This is a genomic window from Arthrobacter sp. CAN_A2, assembly GCF_015752045.1.
GTDB lineage: Bacteria > Actinomycetota > Actinomycetes > Actinomycetales > Micrococcaceae > Arthrobacter_D.
In genome coordinates, this window is sequence record NZ_JADOUS010000005.1 from 213,552 (window position 1) to 233,461 (window position 19,910).

Below are 19,910 nucleotides of genomic sequence, written 5' to 3' on the forward strand. Positions count from 1 at the left end.
GACCGGTTGATCGGGGCACCATGGCCGGCAGGCCCGGCGGGAGGGAGTCCGCCCTCGATAGACTCGGGAGGGTGAATGCTCAGATGACCGGTACGGATATGGAGCGGGCGGCCGCCCTCCGCCACATGAAGATGCTCGCCACGGGGCTGCTGGCCCTCATGGCGGTGATCTTCGTGGTGGCTTTCGCGCTGCAGGACACCTATCCCTGGCTCCAGTACGTCCGGGCGGCGGCCGAGGGCGGCATGGTCGGCGCACTCGCCGACTGGTTCGCCGTCACAGCCCTCTTCAAGCACCCGATGGGCCTGAACATCCCGCACACCGCGATCATCCCGCGCAAGAAGGACCAGATCGGCGAATCGCTCGGCCAGTTCGTGGAGGAGAACTTCCTTTCCGAGGACGTGGTGAGGGCCAAGCTGGACTCGGCGCACATCGCCCAGAAGGTCGGCGCCTGGCTCGAGAAGCCGGAGAGCGCCGACCGCGTGGCAGCCGAGGGAGCGGCGCTGATCCGCGGCATGTTCACGGTCCTGAACGACGACGCCGTGCAGGGCGTGATCGAGTCCATGGTCCGGAAGCACCTCCTGGATCCACCCTGGGGTCCGCCGATCGGCAGCATCGCCGAGCGCGTGTTCGCGGACGGCCACCACCACCGCCTCGTGGACCTGCTGGTGGACCGCGCCGCCGACTGGGTGGACGCCAACTACGCGGTGGTGACACGCGTCGTCGCCCAGCGTTCCCCCACCTGGGTCCCCCGCCTCGTCGACGGCGTGGTCGGCGACCGCGTCCACGCGGAACTGTCGAAGTTCATCCGTGCGATCCAGGACGATCAGCAGCACGACGTCCGGATCGCCATCGACAGGTACCTCCGGGACCTGGCGAAGGATCTGCAGCACAAGCCGGAGACGATCGCCAAGGCCGAGGAGATCAAGGGGCAACTGCTCGACGATCCGCGGGTCCGCGACATCACAGCACGCACCTGGTCGACCATCAAGAACGCCCTCCTCGAGGCCGTCAACGATCCGGACAGTGAGCTGACGAAGAAGTTCAAGGCGGCCATCCGGGACTTCGGCTCACGGTTGACCAGCGACGCCGACCTCGCACACAGGGTGAACCGCTGGATCGGGGACGGTGCCTCCTACGCGGTGCGCACCTACCGCAGCGAGATCGCCGGCGTCATCTCCGAGACCGTGGGTCGCTGGGACGCCGAGGAGACGTCACGGAAGATCGAACTTCAGGTCGGCAAGGACCTGCAGTTCATCCGCATCAACGGCACGGTGGTCGGATCGCTGGCCGGCCTGCTGATCTTCTCCATCGCCCACGCGATCTTCGGTTAGGCCCGCTTCTTCCTCGCGCCCGGCTCGGGAAGCTGCAGGACTTCGGCCAACTCGCCGGGGATGGTCTGGGGCAGCGGACCGAAGGCCTCGCGTGTGGTGCGGATGACGGCCTTGCCCATGAGGTGGTTGCCGGTTCCGCCGATGACGGCGCCCACGCCGAACGGCAGTGCGCGTCCGAGCATGAACCCACCCTGCTTGGCGAGGAACTTCTTCACGAATCGCCGCTGGATGGACCCGGTGAGGGTCTTCACCAGTGACGCCGGAGCGGACTTGTTGACGAGCTGGCCCCAGTGCTGCGGCGCGCCCTGCCCGGCGGATGCACCGAGGATGGAACGGATGAGCGCGGTACCCTCCTCGCCCATGAGGATGGCCATCACCATGGTGCGGGACCGCTCGGGGTCCTCCGTCCGGACACCGTGCAGCTCCGCGACCGACTCGGCGTACAGCGCCGTGGCCTCGAGGAACCCGATCGTCGCGGCACCGGACAGCCCGAGTGCGGCGAGGGTGCCGACGGCGGGCACGGCGGCGATCGATCCGACAGCGGCTCCGGCGACAGTCGTCGCACGCAGGTAGTCGCGCTCGAGCAACAGGGTCAGCTCCGCAGGGGAGGCCTCCGGGTTGCGGCGGCGAAGCCGGTCGATGTTGGCGATGATCAGGGGTCGCTGGACGTCCAGGGCACGTTCGATGCCCCTGAGGATGGCGGGTTTCGGGTTGCCGTCCTTGTCGAACAGCGTTCCGCTCGCGGCCCTCACGGCTGGGTTCTCCTTGTTACGGCCAAACATCGTGGTCCTTCCGCCGGTGATCGGTGTGCTGCTGACAATGATTCTAGGTGGGGCGCGTGCTGCCGGGTCGGGGTTCTGCTGCCGGCGCAGAGCAGCCCCAGGGTGATGGGACAACAGGAAAGGGCGCCACCGATGACCGGTGACGCCCTTTCGACAACTGCTCCCCCATGGTGCAGCCGGTGCTGCGGACTAGACGCGCGAGCCCTTGCGGCCGGTGACGGCGCCGTAGATGACGAGCACGATCAGCGCGCCGCCGATGGCCAGCAGCCACGTCGACAGGTCGAAGAAGCTGTCGATGCCGACGCCGAAGATCGCGCTACCGATGAAGCCGCCCAGCAGGGCTCCGACGACGCCGAGGACGAGGGTGATGACCCATCCGCCACTCTGACGGCCCGGCAGGATCAGCTTTGCGATCGCGCCGGCGAGAAGACCAAGAATAAGCCAACCGATAATTCCCATAAGATGCTCCTTGAGTGATATTCAGTGCACGACCCGAGGGCCGCCCACTACCTGATAGTTCGATGCACCTGAGTGCAACTCGCCTCAAGTGTACTTCATCAGCCTGCTTAGGGTGCAATCGTAGCACCCGAGGAATACCATTCAGCAACGTCTGGGGCGGATCCTTCCCGAACTGTTACCACCCGCATCACGGCGCGCCGAAACGCCTCCCATCGACGCGACACGCCGTATGATGACCGCAGGCGGGCCGTCCTGGGAGTGGGTGGCAATGGAAGTGAAACCGCTGGGGAATTCTGACGGAACTCCCATTGAGCCCACACTTAAGGAGTATTACTAATGCGAATCGGTTCTTCGATTTTCCTCATTGCACTCGGTGCAATTCTTGCTTTTGCCATTCAGGCCGACGTCATCAGCATCGTCGACATCAACCTCGTGGGCTACATCCTCATGGCGGTGGGCGTGATCGGCCTGATCGCCTCCCTCGTCCTCGCGGCCCCGCGCAGGCAGAACCGCGTCTCGGAGTCGCGATCCATCGTCGATCCGAACACGGGCGAGACCATCACGCGCAACGAGACACGCGACTCGGGGATCTAGCCTCCACACGCACGGGAAAGGCCGGGACGATGGTCCCGGCCTTTTTTGTCTGCGTTTACCACCGCCCCTGGTGCATCGCGTGGTCCAGGTCGACAGAAAAGTGCTTGACGTCACATCAAAGCAAAGATAGAGTCACTCAAACAAAGATAAAGCCACATGCCTCGGGCCCGCCCGACGGCCACGACGAGGGGGTCACCATGTTCGCGGAAGAGCGGTACCGGCAGATCAGCACCCTTGTCTCCGCCGACGGTCGTGTCACCGTCGCGGGGCTCTCCTCGCGCTTCGGCATCACCAAGGAGACCGTCCGCAGGGACCTCGCCCTCCTGGAGAGCGACGGCGTCCTGCGACGCGTTCATGGAGGTGCCATCGCCGGCAGCGGCGCGACGACGAACGAGCCGAGCCTGACCAGCCGCTCGACACAGCACTCCCCGGAGAAGAAGCGCATCGCACAGGCCGCCCTCGCGCTCACTCCCGCGACCGGCGCCGTCGTCCTCGACGCAGGGAGCACCACCGGCGCACTCGCCGACCTCCTCGTCGAGGAAGCCCGCACGGACCTGGCCGTGATCACCCACTCCGTCCCGATCGCAGCCCTGATCTCCGGTGCCGGCCTGAGCGTGGAACTCGTCGGCGGCCGCGTCCGGGCCCTGACGAGCGCCGCCGTGGGCAGCAGCACCGTGAGCCTCTTCTCCCGCCTTCGCGCGGACATCGCCTTCATCGGCGCCAACGGGCTCGCAGCCGGCTTCGGCCTCAGCACGCCCGACGTGGACGAGGCGGCCGTGAAGACCGCCATCGTCCGCTCCGCCCGGCGCGTGGTGCTCCTGGCGGACTCGTCGAAGTTCGACGAGGAGACCCTGACCAGCTTCGCCTACCTGGAGGATATCGATGCACTCATCACCGACCGAGCACCCCGGGGCCCCCTCGCCGAGGCCCTCACCGACGCCGACGTGGAGGTGATCGTCGCGTGATCGTGACCCTCACGGCGAATCCGAGCATCGACCGCACCGTCGAGCTCAGCGCCCCCCTTGCGCGCGGGGCGGTCCAGCGTGCCACCCACGTGGTGCAGGAGGCCGGCGGCAAGGGCGTCAACGTGAGCCGCGCCCTCGCGATGTCCGGTACCCGCACCCTCGCCGTCCTGCCTGGCGACGACGACGACGCGGTCCTGGCCGGCCTGCGCAGCATCGCCCTCCCGTTCCGCAACCTGCCGATCGGCGCGGGCCTCCGCACCAACACGGCGATCACCGAGCCGGACGGCACGACGACGAAGATCAACGAGCCCGGCCCGGAGCTCTCCCCCGCCCGCCTCGAGGAACTCCTCGCCGTCGTGGTCGCGGAGAGCGACGGCGCGGACTGGCTGGTCCTCGCCGGGTCCCTGCCCCCGGGGGTCCCTCCTACCTTCTACACGACGGTCACTGCCGCGGTGCGCAAGGCGTACGGGCCGGCGGCACCCCTCGTCGCGATCGATTCCAGCGGTGAGCCCCTCAACGAGGCCGCCGCCGGCGTCCCGGCTCCGGACCTGCTGAAGCCCAATGCCGAGGAGCTCAGCGAGTTGACCGGTATCGGCACGGGCGACGAGCTCGAGAAGGACCATGACCTGGCCGCGAAGGCCTGCGCGGTGCTCATCGCCGCGGGGGTGGGAGCGGTACTGGCGACCCTTGGATCCAGGGGCGCCCTCCTCGTGACGGACAAGGGAGCGTGGCACGCAGTGCACCCGCCCGTCACGGCGCGTTCCACGGTCGGTGCAGGCGATTCAGCACTGGCCGGCTACCTGCTGGCGCACACCGCAGGCGAACTCCCGGAGGACTGCCTGCGCCAGGCAGTCGCCCACGGATCGGCGGCCGCCGCGCTTCCCGGTTCGACCGTCCCGTCACTCGACCAGACCACGCCGTCCATCGTCGCGGTCACACCCCTCAAGGTCACGCTGCCCGTGATCGAACCAAGTGCAATCGGGTCCGTCGCAGGGCCCCAACAGGAGGAATTCTGATGTCCGATCTCATCAACCCGGAGCTCGTGGCTCTGGACAAGGACCTGGGGGCGAATCGTTCCAGGGTGATCCGCCACCTCGCCGAGCTGGTCGCCGCACAGGGCCGCTCCACGGAAGTCGACGCGCTGTTCGCCGATGCCCTCGCCCGGGAGGAGAAGACCGCGACCGGCATCCCCGGCGGCATCGCCATCCCGCACTGCCGATCCACGGCCGTCTCGGAGGCGACCCTCGTGATGGCACGCCTCTCCCCGCCCGTGGACTTCGGGGCCAAGGACGGCCCGGCGGATCTCGTGTTCTTCATCGCCGCACCCGACGGGGCGGACCAGGAGCATCTGAAACTGCTGTCCAAACTCGCGCGGTCACTGATCAAGAAGGACTTCACCGCCTCGCTGCGCGCCGCGCAGTCGCCGGCCGACGTCGTCGCGCTCGTCAACGGCGCGCTCGGCGTCGGTACCGCACCGACGGACGCCGCGGGCGCGTCCACCGGGTCCACCTCAGGCACGCGGACGGCCGAAGCCGCTGCCACGCTCGGCACCTCGCTTGCCGGGGCCGACACCGCGGGACCCGCCGTCGAGCACGGGCACTCCACGGACACGAAGGTGCGCCGCCTCGTGGCCGTGACCGCGTGCCCCACCGGCATCGCCCACACCTACATGGCGGCCGACTCCCTGGTCGCGGCGGCCAGGGAGCGCGGGGTCGATCTCCAGGTCGAGACCCAGGGCTCCTCGGGCGCCACGCCGCTGGATCCCGCGGTCATCGCGGCCGCCGACGCCGTCATCTTCGCGGTCGACGTCGACGTCCGCGACAAGCAGCGCTTCGCCGGCCTCCCCGTCATCAGCTCGCCCGTCAAGCGCGGCATCGACGAGCCGGGCGAGATGGTGGAGGAAGCCCTCGCCGCGGCCGGGAACCCGAACGCGCGGCGCGTCGCCGGCACCGCCGGAGACCAGCAGACGGATGACGACGGCGGCCGGGACAGCGTCGGCAGCACACTCAAGCGCGCACTGCTCACCGGCGTCAGCTACATGATCCCCTTCGTCGCAGGCGGCGGTCTGCTGATCGCCCTCGGCTTCCTCCTGGGCGGCTACCTCATCACCGAGACCGCGGACGCCGTGGTCCTCGAGAACAGCCTCGTGAACCTGCCGGCCGGAGGGCTCGGCGAGTACCTCGGAGCCGTGGCCTTCAAGATCGGCCAGTTGTCGCTCGGGTTCCTCGTCCCGGCCCTCGCCGGCTACATCGCGTACGCACTGGCGGACCGCCCGGGCATCGCCCCCGGCTTCGTCGCCGGCGCCGTCGCCGGATTCATGGGTGCGGGCTTCCTCGGCGGTATCGTCGGCGGCCTGCTCGCCGGGTACGCCGCCATGATGATCGGCCGACTCTCCGTGCCCCGCTGGCTGCGGAGCCTCATGCCGGTCGTCATCATCCCGCTCGTGGCGTCCATCGTCGCGTCCGGCCTGATGTTCCTCCTGCTCGGCGGACCGATCGCCGCGCTCACCGCGGGCCTCAACGCCTGGCTGTCCGGGCTCACCGGCACGGCCGCCGTCGGGCTCGGCGTGATCCTCGGACTCATGATGGCCGTCGACCTCGGCGGCCCGGTCAACAAGGTCGCCTACTCCTTCGCCGTCGCCGGGCTCGGAGCCGCCTCGGTCGACAACATCGCGCCCCTGCAGATCATGGCGGCCGTCATGGCCGCCGGCATGGTGCCGCCGCTCGCGATGGCCCTGGCCACCCTGATCGACCGCAACCGCTTCACCGCACCGGAACGGGAGAACGGGAAGGCCGCCTGGCTGCTGGGTGCCAGCTTCATCTCCGAGGGCGCCATCCCGTTCGCGGCGGCCGACCCGCTGCGCGTCATCCCGGCGTCACTGCTCGGCTCCGCGGTCACCGGCGCCATCATCATGGGCACCGGCGTCACCTCGCAGGCACCCCACGGCGGCTTCTTCGTCTTCTTCGCGATCGGGAACTTCGCGATGTTCGTGGTCGCGATCCTCGTCGGGATGGTTGTCTCGGCACTCGCGGTGATCGCCCTCAAGCGCTACGCGACCCGCAAGACGGAGACCCCCGTGGCCGAGCCGGTTGCAGCCTGATCCGCAGTCGGCTTGGCTGTACCTGAACCCATCCACGAAAAAGGAGCACATCATGGCAGAACGCAAGGCAACCGTCGCGAGCCGCGTCGGGCTGCACGCCCGTCCGGCATCGATCTTCGCGGAGGCAGCGGGCGAGCTTCCCCTCGAGGTGACCATCGCGATGGACGGCGAGCCCGCCGAGGAAGCCATGGACGCTTCGAGCATCCTCTCGCTCATGAGCCTCGGAGCCTCGCACGGCGACGTCGTCGTCCTGCGTGCCGACGGTGACGGTGCCGAGAACGCCCTCGAGGCCCTGGCCCGCATCATCGAGACGGACCACGACGCCGCGTAGCCTGCACCAACGCAAAAGGGCACCATCCGCCGTCCATACGTGGCGGGTGGTGCCCTTCTTGCGTCCCCAGCGCGAGACCTCCGGGTGGATCCACCGGTTGTGATGGACACACCCGCCTGCCGGGTAACGATCCGCTGACCCCCCACGGAGAGCGGCAGTTACATAATCATAATTTTCACACACAATCATGGAAACGTGAACAGCAGCCGGACACAAACACGTCACGTTTCCTGCAGGGGTGCAGGTCTCGATGCCCCTCTACGCGAGCTTGTTCGCGGAGGCGGCGCTCTTCCTGCCGACGGCACGGCTCACCCAGATCAGGCAGAGACCCAGGACCGTCAGCAGGATGGCCGAGAACGGCAGGACGATGTCCCAGTACATCAGGTCCAGGGTGGTCAGCCTCAGCAGCACGAACACCACCACGAGCGCGAAGCCGCAGGCCAGGAGGGCGCACGCGACGCGGTGGATGATCCGCCCCTGCCGGTCGAAGGCCGCCGCCGCCGCCGGGATCACGAGGCAGGCGGCGACCCACCCCGGGTAGAGCCGTCCGACGGCGGCGTACTGCTGCACCGTGTCCTGGTCCGCGAAGGCGAGCAGGGCGGTCGAGCTTCCCTCGAGCTCGCTGGACACGAAGAAGTAGAGCGTCGCCGCGACGCTCAGGCCCACGATCGCCAGGCCGAAGGGTCCGATGATCAGGCGGCGGGCCAGGGTGGAACCGAACGCCGCCGCCATCCGGATGCCGAGGAGGACGAAGACGGCGTACAGGGCCAGACGCAGCAGGAGGTTCGCGATATTCACCCCGCCGAGGGCTGCGTCGACCGCCAGGTAGATCGGATCGATCGACAGGCCGACGGCGAGCGTGAGGAGCACGAGCGCCAGGAAGATGGTGCCGCCCCGACGGTCTCGCAGCCCCGGGATGCGGACTGCCGCGCCGGCGGCGCACAGGCCGAGTGCCACCCACTGGATCGTCATCGCATTCATCCGAGGTTCTCCCACATGGCACGGTCCTTGCCGTCGTCGAGTTCGGCCCGCCGGATCTGCTTGCCGAGCACGTCGAGGCGGTCCCGGGCGAGGAACACGAGGTCGAGGTCGCTCAGCGCGCAGAGGGCCCGAGCGCGCCCGTCCTCCGGCCAGCCTCCCTCGAGCGGCGTGAGGAGACCGGTGACCACGAGCCCGCTCGTGAGGGAGACGCCGGCGATCCTGGCCGCCTGCATGGCGATCTCGGGTGCGAGCCGGCCCGCCGTGAGCTGCGCGGACAGGTTCTGGCGGGCGACGCCGGTGCTGGCCGCCAGCTGCTGCCGGAGATCGCCGGGGTCGATCGCCTCGATCCAGGCCCGGACCGAGTTCCGGTGCGGGAAGGGTGCGAGGTTCAACCGCAGGTCCGTCCCCGCACACTCCTTGTCCTCGCTGCGGGCCACGAGCAGTCGGAGGATGTCGATGTGCGAGACCTGGCTGACGAGTTCCGCGTCGGTCGGTGTCCGGATGCCGTCCTGGAGGTCGCCATAGCCTTCGAAGCCGGCGAGTGCATCCGTGGGCGAGAGCCCGTACGCACGGGCGATGGCCACGATGGTCGGTACCGAGACCTTGCCCCGGACGAGCTGCTGGGCGAGGGTGGATCGCTTGATGCCCGCGACCCTGCAGAGGTCGGTCACGGTGTCCTCGGGTGCGATCCGGGAACGCCACAGCTGGAACGCCTTGGCTGTGACGGCCATCATCACCTTTCGATTGGACTTTCCGGTCTCCTGTCGAAGTATACTGAGATCGCTGGCTCCCAGTTCTGCGATTCCCCCATACGCAGAACTCGGAGCCAGCTCCACTTAACGGCATTCCCTCGCGGCGGCGCGCGCCGCCCACGGCGGGCCTACCAGCGGACCTTCTTCTCCTTCTTTCCCTGCTTGCTGCTCTCGTGCGCGGCCTTGGCGTGGCCGGCCCCGGTCGCAGCAGCGGGACCGGCGGCGTTGTTCTTCTTCGCCAGCGCGAGCCGCGCCCTGGGGTCGTCCTGCAGTTTCCTGGCGCCGGCCCCCGCGGGGGTCCTGCCGGCCTCGGCGGCCGACGCGTCATCCTGGGGCTGGTGGTTCTGGGGCGTGCTGGTCATGGTGTTCCTTTCGGGTAGGAACGCCCGCGGAACGTGTCTGGACAGGTCGGCACGGGACGCAGGAGGACCGCGGGGATCGCGCCGGGAGGACCGGACAGATTCAGTGGGCGCCCTTGGAGGGTGTCATCGACAAGTGGCGCGGAACTCGGCCGGAGCCGGCTCTCTACTGGAAAAGAAGTGTCCTCATGCCCATGACCGTACACCCGGCCGAAGCGGCCGGACAAGGTGCCGGGCGAGCCGGGCCTGTCCGATCTAGCGACGGCGGATGCCGTGCAGCGCGACGTCGACGAAGACAAGACGGTGGTCACTCGTGGGGAAGGGGAAGATCCCGGTCAGTTCCGACCCGGGCATGCCCGCCCGCGGCCAGAACACCCCCGCCGCAGCGACCCGCAGGGTACGGGACGGGAGCACGTAGTCGGCCCGGATGTTGCCGGCGTCGAGATCCTCGAAATCCGCGGTGTCGAACCCGGGATCGCTCCGGTGGACGGCGTTCGCGCCGCCCTGGAACGCCGAGGCCTCGGTGCCTCCGTTCGACGACGGCAGCGGGTCCTGCACCAGTTTGTTGCCGAGCAGCTGATCGATCGAGCCCCCCAGCGAGTCGCCGTCGAGCGGGTCGCTGTTCTGGTCCCCCATGACGATGAAGCGTTCGCCGCGCTGGAGTCCCCCGGCCGCCCCGGCGTCGTCGTAGATGTAGGAGGCGTCGGACCCGCTGGTGACGTAGTCGGACCAGAAGCGGATCTCGTCGCTGTTGCGCCTGCCGTTGCGGTCCTCCACGCCGTCGAAGACGGGAGGTGTGGGGTGGCTCGCCAGGACGTGGACGGTCGTGCCGCCCACGCTCACGGGCACGTCCCAGTGGGACTTGCTGGACAGCGGGAGCGCGGCGAGCTCGCTGGCGGAGTACCAGTCCCTCGGCGCGTCCGTGGCGGGGTTGTCGGGAAGGAGCGCGCCGGGCATGTCCTTCCACAGGAAGTTCCGGAAGGTCCGCACCGACTCCGTGAGGATGGGATACCGGGAGTAGATGACCATACCGTACTGGCCCTCGAACACGCCGAAGCCCAGGGCGTCGTCGGCTCCGCCCACGGAGCCGTCGTTGTTCAGGTCGAACCCGCTGGGAGCACCGGTGTTCGACGGCGCCGTGTACACATAGGGGTAGTCGAGCGGGGCCTTGCCGTTCTGGCCGACCGAGAGGTAGTTGTCGTTGAACAGGTCGGCGGCCCGGTTCCCCGCGACGTAGTCGAACTCGTTGAGGAGCACCACGTCCGGCCTGTTGATCTGGAGGACTTCGGCGATCGCCGTCGCCTGCGCGTTGCCGGGCGTCCCGAGGTCCCGGACGAGCTCGCCGGCCGCTGACCGGTTCAGGCTCGCGTTGTACGTGGCGAAGCGGACCTCCTGCAGGGCGCCCTGGGTGCCGGCGCGGAGTACGGCGCGTGTGTCGTCCCCCGGATTCGCGACCGCGAGGGGCGCGGGTACGACGAGGAGCGAGACGGCCATCAGGCCGATGGCGCAGCGCGCTGTCAGTCGCATCGCTTCCCTCCTCGGGTCGGGGAGACGGCGCCGCCCCGTGTGCGCGCCGTCCCCGAATGGTTCGCTTCGGTAACTTGATCCTAACGGCGGAAAGCGTCCTGGAGCCGGCCCGAAGGTAACGATTCAAGGTCGACCAGGGGTGGCCCGATGCCGTCCCGGGCCTCGCGCCCCGAGGGCGCCGAGGTCCCTCTCGGCCGCATCGAGCGCCTGCTCCAGCCGGGCCACTGCGACCGCGTATCCCACCGCCGCCGCCTCGTCGAGCGGGGAGGACGTGACGGCGTCGCGGGCCGACCCGGCAGCACGGACGGCCCGCACCAGGGGGCGTACGGCAGGGTTCCCCGGGTCGTGCATCCCCGGATAGTGGATGGCCTTGCCCGGATCGACGTCGTAGTCCGCCCAGCGCCGCAGCACGTCCTCGTGGCGGTGCTGCAGATCCCGCCTCGCCGCCGCCCGCGAGGATTCCTCAGCCTGGCGCCGCCGCCGGCCATGGCGGCGCCAGGTCCAGGCGACGGCCGCACCGGCGGAGGTGATACCCACCGCGAGGGCCGGCCACGCCGCTCCAAGGGCCCCGGCGACGACGCCGGCGCCCGCGATGACCACGGCCCCGCCGAAGGCGAGCCAGAAGGGGTCGTCCGCTTCGCCGCCGCGCCGGGAGACGGCATCGATCCGCCACGCGGTCAGCGCCGCGGCACCGACCATGGCGGCACAGGCGGCCAGGCTACCCACCAGGGCGACGGCGTCCATGAATCCCTCTCCGCTGCGGCTCGGCGGGCCTTCCGGCTCGCCACCGAGCAATGGCTCCTTCCAGTTCAAACGAGCGGGCGCCCCGAGTCAATCCCCGATCGCCGAGGGACTTCCTGCTGCCTCGGATCGCAGGGCGTCGGGCTGTGACAGGCTGGGACAGGATCGGCCGGGCAGCTCATCGGGACGCCCGGCAAGTCGTGCTCGAAGAGATCGGAAAGGGGGCCCCGTGCCCGTATGGATGCAGGCGTTCGCCTGGGGCGCGATCGCCGGAGGGGCGCTGCTCATCGGAGCGGGCATCGCCTGGAGATGGACGGTACCTCCGCAGGCCGTGGCCTTCGTGATGGCCTTCGGTGCCGGCGTCCTCATCTCGGCGCTGGCCTTCGAACTCGTCGGCGAGGCGCAGGATGTGGGCGGGATCGTGCCGACGACCACGGGCTTCCTCGTCGGCGCGGTGACCTACGTGGGCGCCAATGGAGCGCTGGCCCGGTTGGGAGCCCAGCACCGCAAGAGATCAGGCGGCCAGCAGCCCTCGGAGGACGAGGTGGCGGGCAGCGGCAACGCGATCGCGCTCGGGGCGCTGCTCGACGGCATCCCGGAATCGGTCGTCCTCGGGCTCGGACTCGTCGCGGGCGGCTCCGTGAACCCCGCCGTCCTGGTCGCGATCTTCATCTCGAACGTCCCCGAGGGGCTTTCGAGCACGGCCGGCATGAAGGGTTCCGGGCGAAGCGCGCGCTACGTGTTCGGACTGTGGGGCGGCATCGCGGTCGTGTCCGGTATCGCGTCGTTGGTGGGCTATTCCCTGCTGGCCGGCGCCTCCGGGGTCACGATCGCCTTCATCACGGCCATCGCTGCCGGCGCGATCCTCGCGATGATCGCCGACACGATGATCCCGGAAGCCTTCGAGCGCCAGCACATGCTGACGGGACTCATCACGGCGCTCGGTTTCCTCGCCGCCTTCGTGGTCCACGACATGTCCGGCTAGCGCCGGTCCAGGAGAAGACCCCGGGCAGCGGAAGGGGCCCCGGCCGGGCCGGGACCCCTCCCACCTGCTGGTGGGCCCTGTGGGGCTCGAACCCACGACCCACGGATTAAAAGTCCGTTGCTCTAGCCAACTGAGCTAAGGGCCCACGCCGCGCACCCGGACATCGCATCCGTGGATGCCGCCGTCGGGCGCCGACGAGCTTACTTTATCGCAATCGCCACCGGCCCGAGGACTGCCCCAGGGGCACCGCCTTCCAGCCTGAAATCGCCCAGGAGTATCCTCATTCCATGGACGGCGAATATAAGAACAACAGCCCGCGGCCCCACAAGCCGAAGCCCTTCGCGCCCGCGGACTTCGAGGTCTTCGCGGGGGGGATCGATCCGTCGAGGGTCTCCGAAGCAGCCCACATGGCCGCCCATGCCCTGGTCCATCACGGGCGCGACTCCGAGGACCCGGACGTGACGCGCCGGCTCGTCGAACTGGCCGACCAGCAGGGCCTGGACGCGATCGCGGAGATGTGGGCCGCGAGCCCGCCGCGATCACTGCCCGGCGCGCTGTGGCGCCTCTACGCCCTCCGTGCGGCCACCCAGCAGAACCCCGAGCGCATGGCCTCGTACTTCGCCTCGGGCAAGGAGGCCGCGCAGGTCTCGCAGGTCGTGGCCGGTGTCGCCGAGCCTCCGGGTGCCGCGGAGATGGCCGCGATGGCCGACACCATCCTGTCCGGAGCCTTCGAGGGGGAGTTCGACGTCGCCCTCGAGCGCTTCGCCGCGTTCTGCCGGGTCGTCGCGCTCGGACAGGCGAACCACGCCGACGACGCCGAGGCCGACAACGGCACCCACGCCTCGAAACTCACCCGCAACTCGCACCAGCTCATCAAGACGGCCGAGGATCTGGAGCACGCCGCGGCGTCCTGGCGGCGCGGGGAGCTCGACTGAAGCGCTCGGCTGCAGCCGATGTTGACAGCGGCTCCGGGGACGGCAAGACTTAAGTCGGCGTCGGACCGTGGAACCCCCGGGCTTCAACACTCAGCCGCTTTGAGCGGCCTTCCGCCGAGAGGCGCTCCCGGTTCGACGCCACTACTCTGCCCTCCAGCATCCAGCGCGGCCACCGTCGGCACGCTGACAGCCCCTTGTCCTCCGAGGAAGACTCCGTGAAACTACGCCTCTTCCCGCAGGAGAACACTGGGCTGGAACTCCTCTCGCGCATGGCCCGGCAGCTCGTGCTCGGGGTCGGGACCATGTCCGCCATCCTCGGCGCCTCGACCCAGGAGTACGACCGCCTGTCGGAGGAGCTCCACCAGCACGAGTCGGCGTCGATGGACCTGCACTTCGCCCTCCTGACCTCCATGCGGACCTCCTTCATCAATCCGCTGCCCCGCGAGGACCTGTACGCCCTGTCCCGCCTGCTCAACGAGGCCATCGAGAAGCTCGACGGCGCCGGCGAGCTGATCGCCCTCTACAAGCTGAGCAAGCTCAGCCATCGGGCCGCCGACCAGCTCGAGGTGATCAACCGGCAGGCCGAGCTGACGGCCGTGGCCATGCAGCGCCTGAACTCGATGGACGACCTCGAGGAGTACTGGATCGAGATCCTGCGACTGGCCCGGCGCGCCGAACGGACGCACCGCAGCTGGTGCGCCGAACTCCTCGACGACCACAAGCCGCTCGTCTACGCGCGGCACCGCGACGTCGCCAACCAGCTCGTCGACGTCACGCGGGACATCCGGCGGGTGGCAACCCAGGTGGGCAGCATCCTCGTCAAGGAATCGTAGGTGGAGCAGCTCCTCCTCGGCGCGGTCGTCATCGCCGCAGGCGGGTTCGCTTTCCTCAACGGCTTCCATGACGTGTCCAACTCGGTGGCCGCCGCGGTGCGCACCCGGGCGCTCACGCCCACCGTCGCCGTCCTGGTCGCGGCCCTCTTCAACTTCATCGGGGCCCTGCTCGGCACGGCGCTGGCGCTGTTCTTCGCGGAAGCCGCCATCGGCCTCCCCGCCGGCGCCACCGGGCTCGCGATCCTCATGGCGGCGCTGCTCGCCGCCTGCCTCTGGGGCGTGGTCACCTGGTACCGCGGCATGCCGTCGTCGTCGACCCAGGCGCTCCTCGGAGGAATCCTCGGCGCGGGCATCGCGTCACAGCTGACGAGCGGGCCCGCGATGAGCGGCGCCGGTGAGGCACTCCTGCTGCAGATCGCCGTGCCGCTCGTGCTCTCGCCGATCGTCGCGTACCTCCTCGCCTACGCGGCGGTCTTCCCGGCCATGTGGCTGCTGCGCCACGGATCTCCGGCGAAGGTGAACCGTGGGAACCGCATGGCGCAGTCCGTCCTGGCCGGGACGTTCGCGCTGGGGCACGGTCTCCAGGACGGGCAACGGACCATGGCGGTCATCCTGCTGGCCCTGGTCGGCTCGGGGTACGCGGCAGGCTCCGAGATGCCCCTGTGGGTCCAGCTGTTCGCCGCCGTGCTCCTGGCCGCGGGCTCCCTCTTCGGCGGGTGGCGCATCACCCACACGCTCGGCAACCGCCTGGTGCACATCGATCCGCTGCGCGGCATGACGGCGCAGGGCGTGAGCTCGGCGATGCTGTTCATCGGCGCCATCTCCCTGCACATGCCGCTGTCGAGCACGCATACGATGGCCGCGGCGATCGTCGGCGCCGGTGCGAACCAGCGGTTCGCCTCCGTCCAGCGACCCCGGGTGGTCCGGATCCTCGCCGTATGGCTGGCGACGGCCCCGGCCACCGCTCTCCTGGGGGCCGTCTTCTTCCTGGCGCTCAGCCCGCTCCTGTAGGCCGGCGCCGACCGCACCGGAGCCGCCGGAGACGACGACGGCGGCCCCCTCGGGAGCCGCCGTCGTCCTGCCGCCGTCGCGGCATGCCCCTATCCGAAGCGGCCGGAGACGTAGTCCTCGGTGGCCTGGACGGCAGGGTTGTTGAAGATCGTGGTGGTCTCGCCGTACTCGATGAGCTTGCCCGGCTTGCCCGTTCCGGCGATGTTGAAGAACGCCGTCTTGTCGGACACGCGAGCCGCCTGCTGCATGTTGTGGGTGACGATCACCACGGTGTACTCGGCCTTGAGCTCGTTGATGAGATCCTCGATGGCCAGGGTGGAGATGGGGTCCAGCGCCGAGCAGGGCTCGTCCATCAGGATCACCTGGGGCGAGACCGCGATGGCGCGGGCGATGCAGAGGCGCTGCTGCTGGCCGCCGGAGAGGCCCGAGCCCGGACGGGCGAGACGGTCCTTCACCTCGTTCCACAGGTTCGCGCCACGCAGTGACTTCTCGACGAGGGCATCCGCATCCGACTTGCTGATGCGCTTGTTGTTGAGCTTCACGCCGGCCAGCACGTTGTCCCGGATGGACATCGTGGGGAACGGGTTGGGCCGCTGGAACACCATGCCGATCCGTCCGCGCACGGTCACCGGGTCGACGTCCGAGTCGTACAGGTTGTCGCCGTCCAGCAGCACCTCACCTTCGACGCGGGCGCCCGGGATGACCTCGTGCATGCGGTTGAGGGTGCGGAGGAAGGTGGACTTGCCGCAGCCCGAGGGACCGATGAACGCCGTCACTGAACGGGCTTCGATGACGATGTTGACGTCCTCCACGGCAAGGAACTTGCTGTAGTAGACGTTCAGGTCCTTGACGTCGATGCGATTGGACATTGGTTCCTTCGGGTCGGTGTCCGCGGGCGGTCAGCGGCTGGTCTTGGGGGCGAACATGCGGGCGACGAGGCGGGCGACCAGGTTCAGCAGCATCACCATCAGGATCAGCAGGAGCGCCGCAGCCCAGGCGCGCTGGGTGCTCGGATCGGGCGCCGTCGGAGACGTCGGCGTGAGGATCTGGTAGTAGATGAAGGTGGGCAGCGTGCTCATCCAGCCACTGAAGACGTTCCAGTTGATGGAGCTCGCGAATCCCGCCGTTACAAGGATAGGCGCGGTCTCACCGATGACACGGGCGATCGACAGGGTTACGCCGGAGGCGATACCGGAGATCGCCGTGGGGATGACCACCTTGGTGATGGTGCGCCACTTGCGGACGCCCAGCGCATAGGCGGCTTCCCGGAGCTCGTTCGGCACGATCTTCAGCATCTCCTCGGTGGAGCGGACCACCACCGGGATCATGAGGACGGACAGGGCGACGGCGGCCACGAATCCCGTACGGGTACCGGGCCCGAACAGGAGCGTGAACAGGGCCGCCGCGAACAGGCCCGCGACGATCGAGGGGATGCCGGTCATGACGTCGACGAAGAACGTGATGGCCTTCGTGAGGCTCTTGCCCTCTCCGTATTCGACGAGGTAGACGGCGGTGAGCAGGCCGATGGGCACGGAGATCAGGGTGGCCCAGAAAGTGATCTGCAGCGTGCCGAGCACGGCGTGGTAGGCGCCGCCCAGCACCGGAGTGCCGTTCTCGACCGACTGGTTGTCCACGGCGCCGGTCACGCCGTTCATCGAGGTGAACAGGAAGTTGTAGCTCAGGCCCGGCACGCCGCGCTCGAGGACGGTCCACAGGACCGACACGAGGGGGAGCAGCGCGATCAGGAAGGCACCGTAGACGAGGAACGTGACGAGCCGGTCCTTGGCCTTGCGCTCGCCCTCGCCCACCGCGGTGACGATGGTGGCCGCGATGACGAAGACGACGGCGGAGATGACGGCCCAGCCGACGACGCTGAACCCGATCAGGGCGGACAGCGCCGCACCGAGGACGACGGAGGCTGCGAGCACGACCCACACGGCGTACGACGGGAGGTGTCCGCGCGTCAGCTGGGACTGACGACGCTGGAGCGTCTGGTTCGCTGCCATTTAGTTAGCTCCCGAGAATTCTTTGTGCCGGGTGATGATGAACCGGGCGATCATGTTGACGATCAGCGTGATCACGAAGAGCACGAGGCCCGCCGCGATCAGTTCGTTGAGCCGCAGGCCGAAGGCTTCCGGGAAGTTCAGGGCGATCTCGGCGGCGATGGTCTGGTTGCCCGTCTTCACGAGGCTGGCAACGAGTGCGCCGGGTGAGAGGACCAGCGCCACGGCCATGGTCTCCCCGAGTGCGCGGCCGAGGCCGAGCATGGTCGCGCTGATGATGCCGGGGCGTGCGAAGGGCAGGACCGCCATGCGGACCATCTCCCACCGGGTGGCGCCCATCGCGAGGGCCGCCTCCTCGTGGAGGCTGGGGGTCTGCAGGAAGATCTCCCGGCTGAGGGAGGTGATGATCGGGATGACCATCACCGCGAGCACGATCCCCGCGGTGAGCATGGTCTTGCCGGTCTGGCTCGCGGGCCCCGTGAAGATGGGGATCCAGCCGAGGTTCTCGGCGAGCCAGGCGTAGACCTTGGCGAGCTGCGGGGCGAGGACGATGTAGCCCCAGGCGCCGTAGATCACAGACGGGATGGCCGCGAGCAGGTCGATGACGTACCCGAAGGCCCGCGCGAGCCGTCGCGGCGCGTAGTGCGAGATGAACAGGGCGACGGCGATGCCGATGGGCGTCGCGATGATCAGCGCGATGATCGCGGCGATGATCGTGCCGATGACGATCGGGAAGATGTAGGCGGCGAAGCCGTTGCCGCCCGTGATCTCCGCGGGATCGGCGGTGAAGGTCGGTGCGGCCTGTACGAGCAGGAACACTGCGACGCTGAAGAGCACTGCCAGGATCAGGATGCCGGCGGTGAGGGATATCCCGGAGAAGATCCTGTCGCCTGCACGGCCCCGATCTGTCGAGGCTTTCAGCGAATTGGTTGACACGTCTTTGCCTTCCAGGCGGTCGATTCGAATGCAGTGACAGCCCGGGGGCCGGGCCGAGGAGGGAAGGTCACTGCTGATTCCAGCCGTGAACGGCGGACGGTCCCGCCCGGTCTCCATTAGACCAGACGGGACCGGGGGCCTTCGCTAGGAGGCGACCTTGATGGACTCGATGGCCGCCGTGGCCTGCTCGCTCAGGGTCGACGACAGCGGAGCGTTGCCCGCGGACGCCTCGGCTTCCGCCTGGCCTTCCTCGCTGACGACGTAGGTCCCGAACGCCTTCACGAGGTCGACGGTCTCCTGGCTGTCGTAGGAGGTGCAGTACACGTGGTAGCTGACGAGGACGACGGGGTAGGCGCCGGACTCGGTGGTGTCACGCTCGAGCTCGAGGGACATGTCGAATTCGGAACGGCCCTCGACGGGGGTCGCCACCTCGACGGCCTTGGCCGCAGCGTCGGAGCTGATCTCGGTGTACTCCTCGCCGACCTTCACCTTGGCCTTGCCGAGGTCTCCGACGGCGGAGGCATCGGCGTAGGTGACGGCACCGTCGGTCGAGGTGACCGTCTGGACGACACCGGAGGTGCCCTTGGCGTTCTCGGACTGCAGATCGGCGGGCCAGGCGCCGTCGGCCTCGTACGTCCAGTCCTCGGGAGCGGCAGCGGCGAGGTACTCGGTGAAGTTCTCGGTGGTGCCGGAGTCATCCGAACGGTGGACGACGGTGATGGGGGTGTCGGGGAGTTCGACGCCCTCGTTCTGGGAGGCGATCGCCGGGTCGCTCCAGGTGGTGATCTCCTTCTTGAAGATCTTCGCGATGGTGGGCGCGTCGAGGTTCAGGTCGGTGACGCCCTCGAGGTTGAAGGCGACCGCGATCGGGGAGATGTAGACGGGGACGTTGATCGCGCCGTCCGGGCCGCAGACCTCCTGCGCCTGGGTCATCTCGTCGTCCTTGAGGAAGGCATCCGAGCCGGCGAACTGGGCGCCGCCGCTCAGGAAGGCCTTGCGGCCCGCGCCGGAACCATCCGGGGAGTACTGCACCATCGCGCCCTCGTTGGCGGACTCGAACCCGGTCTTCCAGGCCTCCATCGCCGAGTTCTGCGCGGACGATCCGATGCCGGTCAGGGTGCCGGTCACGGCCGTGCCTGCGGCGGAGGATGCGGGTCCCTCGGCGGCGGGCTCGCCCGTGGCGTTGTCGGAACCACATGCGGTCAGCGCCAGCGCGGCTACGGAGATAACTGCCGCAGCGCGGCCAAAGCGAAGAGCCTTCACTAGATTTTGCCCCTTCCAGGGA

Annotated in this window: 21 protein-coding genes and 1 tRNA gene; 10 read left to right on the plus strand and 12 right to left on the minus strand. The window is 68.8% G+C overall.

Features of this window, described 5'->3' with window-relative positions:
- The first annotated feature begins 83 nt into the window (after window positions 1-83).
- Window positions 84-1,331 carry a DUF445 domain-containing protein gene (locus IWX63_RS08385; protein WP_334685739.1) on the plus strand — a complete coding sequence of 416 codons (1,248 nt, stop codon included), beginning with the start codon at window positions 84-86 and terminating at the stop codon, window positions 1,329-1,331.
- Here IWX63_RS08385 and IWX63_RS08390 read toward each other — a convergent pair.
- Together IWX63_RS08390 and IWX63_RS08395 are read right to left on the minus strand one after the other, a co-directional pair.
- On the minus strand, window positions 1,328-2,083 hold the full coding sequence (locus IWX63_RS08390) for a hypothetical protein (RefSeq protein WP_334685740.1): 756 nt from the start codon (window positions 2,081-2,083) through the stop codon (window positions 1,328-1,330). The genes IWX63_RS08385 and IWX63_RS08390 overlap by 4 nt on opposite strands.
- Before the next feature lie 219 nt (window positions 2,084-2,302).
- Window positions 2,303-2,572, minus strand: coding sequence for a GlsB/YeaQ/YmgE family stress response membrane protein (locus tag IWX63_RS08395; RefSeq protein WP_199277694.1), 270 nt, complete (start codon window positions 2,570-2,572; stop codon window positions 2,303-2,305).
- Window positions 2,573-2,908: 336 nt separating this feature from the next.
- Here IWX63_RS08395 and IWX63_RS08400 point away from each other — a divergent pair, with 336 nt between their 5' ends.
- The 5 genes from IWX63_RS08400 to IWX63_RS08420 all read left to right on the plus strand — a co-directional run bounded on the left by IWX63_RS08400 (window position 2,909) and on the right by IWX63_RS08420 (window position 7,562).
- Window positions 2,909-3,166: a DUF6458 family protein gene (locus IWX63_RS08400; RefSeq protein ID WP_199277695.1), complete on the plus strand. Its 258-nt coding sequence runs from the start codon at window positions 2,909-2,911 to the stop codon at window positions 3,164-3,166.
- A 197-nt stretch (window positions 3,167-3,363) separates the two neighbouring features.
- Window positions 3,364-4,131 (plus strand): DeoR/GlpR family DNA-binding transcription regulator, encoded by a 768-nt coding sequence (locus tag IWX63_RS08405; RefSeq protein ID WP_199277696.1) that lies wholly within the window; start codon window positions 3,364-3,366, stop codon window positions 4,129-4,131.
- Entirely contained in the window at window positions 4,128-5,147 is a 1,020-nt protein-coding gene (locus IWX63_RS08410; protein WP_199277697.1) for a 1-phosphofructokinase family hexose kinase, read from the plus strand. The genes IWX63_RS08405 and IWX63_RS08410 overlap by 4 nt, the downstream gene beginning before the upstream one ends.
- A complete protein-coding gene (locus tag IWX63_RS08415) occupies window positions 5,147-7,231 on the plus strand; it encodes a PTS fructose transporter subunit IIABC (protein WP_199277698.1) in 2,085 nt (694 codons plus the stop codon). The genes IWX63_RS08410 and IWX63_RS08415 overlap by 1 nt, the downstream gene beginning before the upstream one ends.
- 52 nt (window positions 7,232-7,283) lie before the next feature.
- A complete protein-coding gene (locus IWX63_RS08420) occupies window positions 7,284-7,562 on the plus strand; it encodes an HPr family phosphocarrier protein (RefSeq protein WP_199277699.1) in 279 nt (92 codons plus the stop codon).
- A 258-nt stretch (window positions 7,563-7,820) separates the two neighbouring features.
- Here IWX63_RS08420 and IWX63_RS08425 read toward each other — a convergent pair whose 3' ends face one another.
- From IWX63_RS08425 to IWX63_RS08445, 5 genes are all read right to left on the minus strand, one after another.
- Window positions 7,821-8,534, minus strand: a complete 714-nt coding sequence (locus IWX63_RS08425; RefSeq protein ID WP_199277700.1) for a hypothetical protein — start codon at window positions 8,532-8,534, stop codon at window positions 7,821-7,823.
- 5 nt (window positions 8,535-8,539) lie between these two features.
- Window positions 8,540-9,277 carry a helix-turn-helix domain-containing protein gene (locus tag IWX63_RS08430; protein WP_334685749.1) on the minus strand — a complete coding sequence of 246 codons (738 nt, stop codon included), beginning with the start codon at window positions 9,275-9,277 and terminating at the stop codon, window positions 8,540-8,542.
- A 146-nt stretch (window positions 9,278-9,423) separates the two neighbouring features.
- On the minus strand, window positions 9,424-9,657 hold the full coding sequence (locus IWX63_RS08435) for a hypothetical protein (RefSeq protein WP_199277701.1): 234 nt from the start codon (window positions 9,655-9,657) through the stop codon (window positions 9,424-9,426).
- 252 nt (window positions 9,658-9,909) lie between these two features.
- Window positions 9,910-11,181, minus strand: coding sequence for an endonuclease/exonuclease/phosphatase family protein (locus IWX63_RS08440; RefSeq protein WP_334685741.1), 1,272 nt, complete (start codon window positions 11,179-11,181; stop codon window positions 9,910-9,912).
- A gap of 123 nt (window positions 11,182-11,304) precedes the next feature.
- Entirely contained in the window at window positions 11,305-11,925 is a 621-nt protein-coding gene (locus tag IWX63_RS08445; protein WP_199277702.1) for a hypothetical protein, read from the minus strand.
- A 226-nt stretch (window positions 11,926-12,151) separates the two neighbouring features.
- Here IWX63_RS08445 and IWX63_RS08450 point away from each other — a divergent pair, with 226 nt between their 5' ends.
- A complete protein-coding gene (locus IWX63_RS08450) occupies window positions 12,152-12,907 on the plus strand; it encodes a ZIP family metal transporter (RefSeq protein ID WP_199277703.1) in 756 nt (251 codons plus the stop codon).
- 68 nt (window positions 12,908-12,975) lie between these two features.
- Here IWX63_RS08450 and IWX63_RS08455 read toward each other — a convergent pair.
- Window positions 12,976-13,052, minus strand: a tRNA-Lys gene (locus IWX63_RS08455).
- Window positions 13,053-13,194: 142 nt separating this feature from the next.
- Between IWX63_RS08455 and IWX63_RS08460 the strand changes: the two genes are divergently transcribed.
- The 3 genes from IWX63_RS08460 (at window position 13,195) to IWX63_RS08470 (ending at window position 15,686) form a co-directional block, all read left to right on the plus strand.
- Entirely contained in the window at window positions 13,195-13,842 is a 648-nt protein-coding gene (locus IWX63_RS08460) for a hypothetical protein (protein WP_199277704.1), read from the plus strand.
- Between the two features lie 215 nt (window positions 13,843-14,057).
- On the plus strand, window positions 14,058-14,675 hold the full coding sequence (locus IWX63_RS08465) for a DUF47 domain-containing protein (protein WP_199277705.1): 618 nt from the start codon (window positions 14,058-14,060) through the stop codon (window positions 14,673-14,675).
- Window positions 14,676-15,686: an inorganic phosphate transporter gene (locus tag IWX63_RS08470; RefSeq protein WP_199277706.1), complete on the plus strand. Its 1,011-nt coding sequence runs from the start codon at window positions 14,676-14,678 to the stop codon at window positions 15,684-15,686.
- An 89-nt stretch (window positions 15,687-15,775) separates the two neighbouring features.
- Here the strand turns inward: IWX63_RS08470 and pstB are convergent, their stop codons facing one another.
- From pstB to IWX63_RS08490, 4 genes are all read right to left on the minus strand, one after another.
- Entirely contained in the window at window positions 15,776-16,555 is a 780-nt protein-coding gene (pstB, locus tag IWX63_RS08475; RefSeq protein ID WP_199277707.1) for a phosphate ABC transporter ATP-binding protein PstB, read from the minus strand.
- 30 nt (window positions 16,556-16,585) lie between these two features.
- Window positions 16,586-17,692 (minus strand): phosphate ABC transporter permease PstA, encoded by a 1,107-nt coding sequence (gene pstA, locus IWX63_RS08480; protein ID WP_199277708.1) that lies wholly within the window; start codon window positions 17,690-17,692, stop codon window positions 16,586-16,588.
- Window positions 17,693-18,625: a phosphate ABC transporter permease subunit PstC gene (gene pstC, locus IWX63_RS08485; protein ID WP_199277709.1), complete on the minus strand. Its 933-nt coding sequence runs from the start codon at window positions 18,623-18,625 to the stop codon at window positions 17,693-17,695.
- A 144-nt stretch (window positions 18,626-18,769) separates the two neighbouring features.
- Window positions 18,770-19,888: a phosphate ABC transporter substrate-binding protein PstS gene (locus IWX63_RS08490; protein WP_199277710.1), complete on the minus strand. Its 1,119-nt coding sequence runs from the start codon at window positions 19,886-19,888 to the stop codon at window positions 18,770-18,772.
- Window positions 19,889-19,910: the final 22 nt, after the last annotated feature.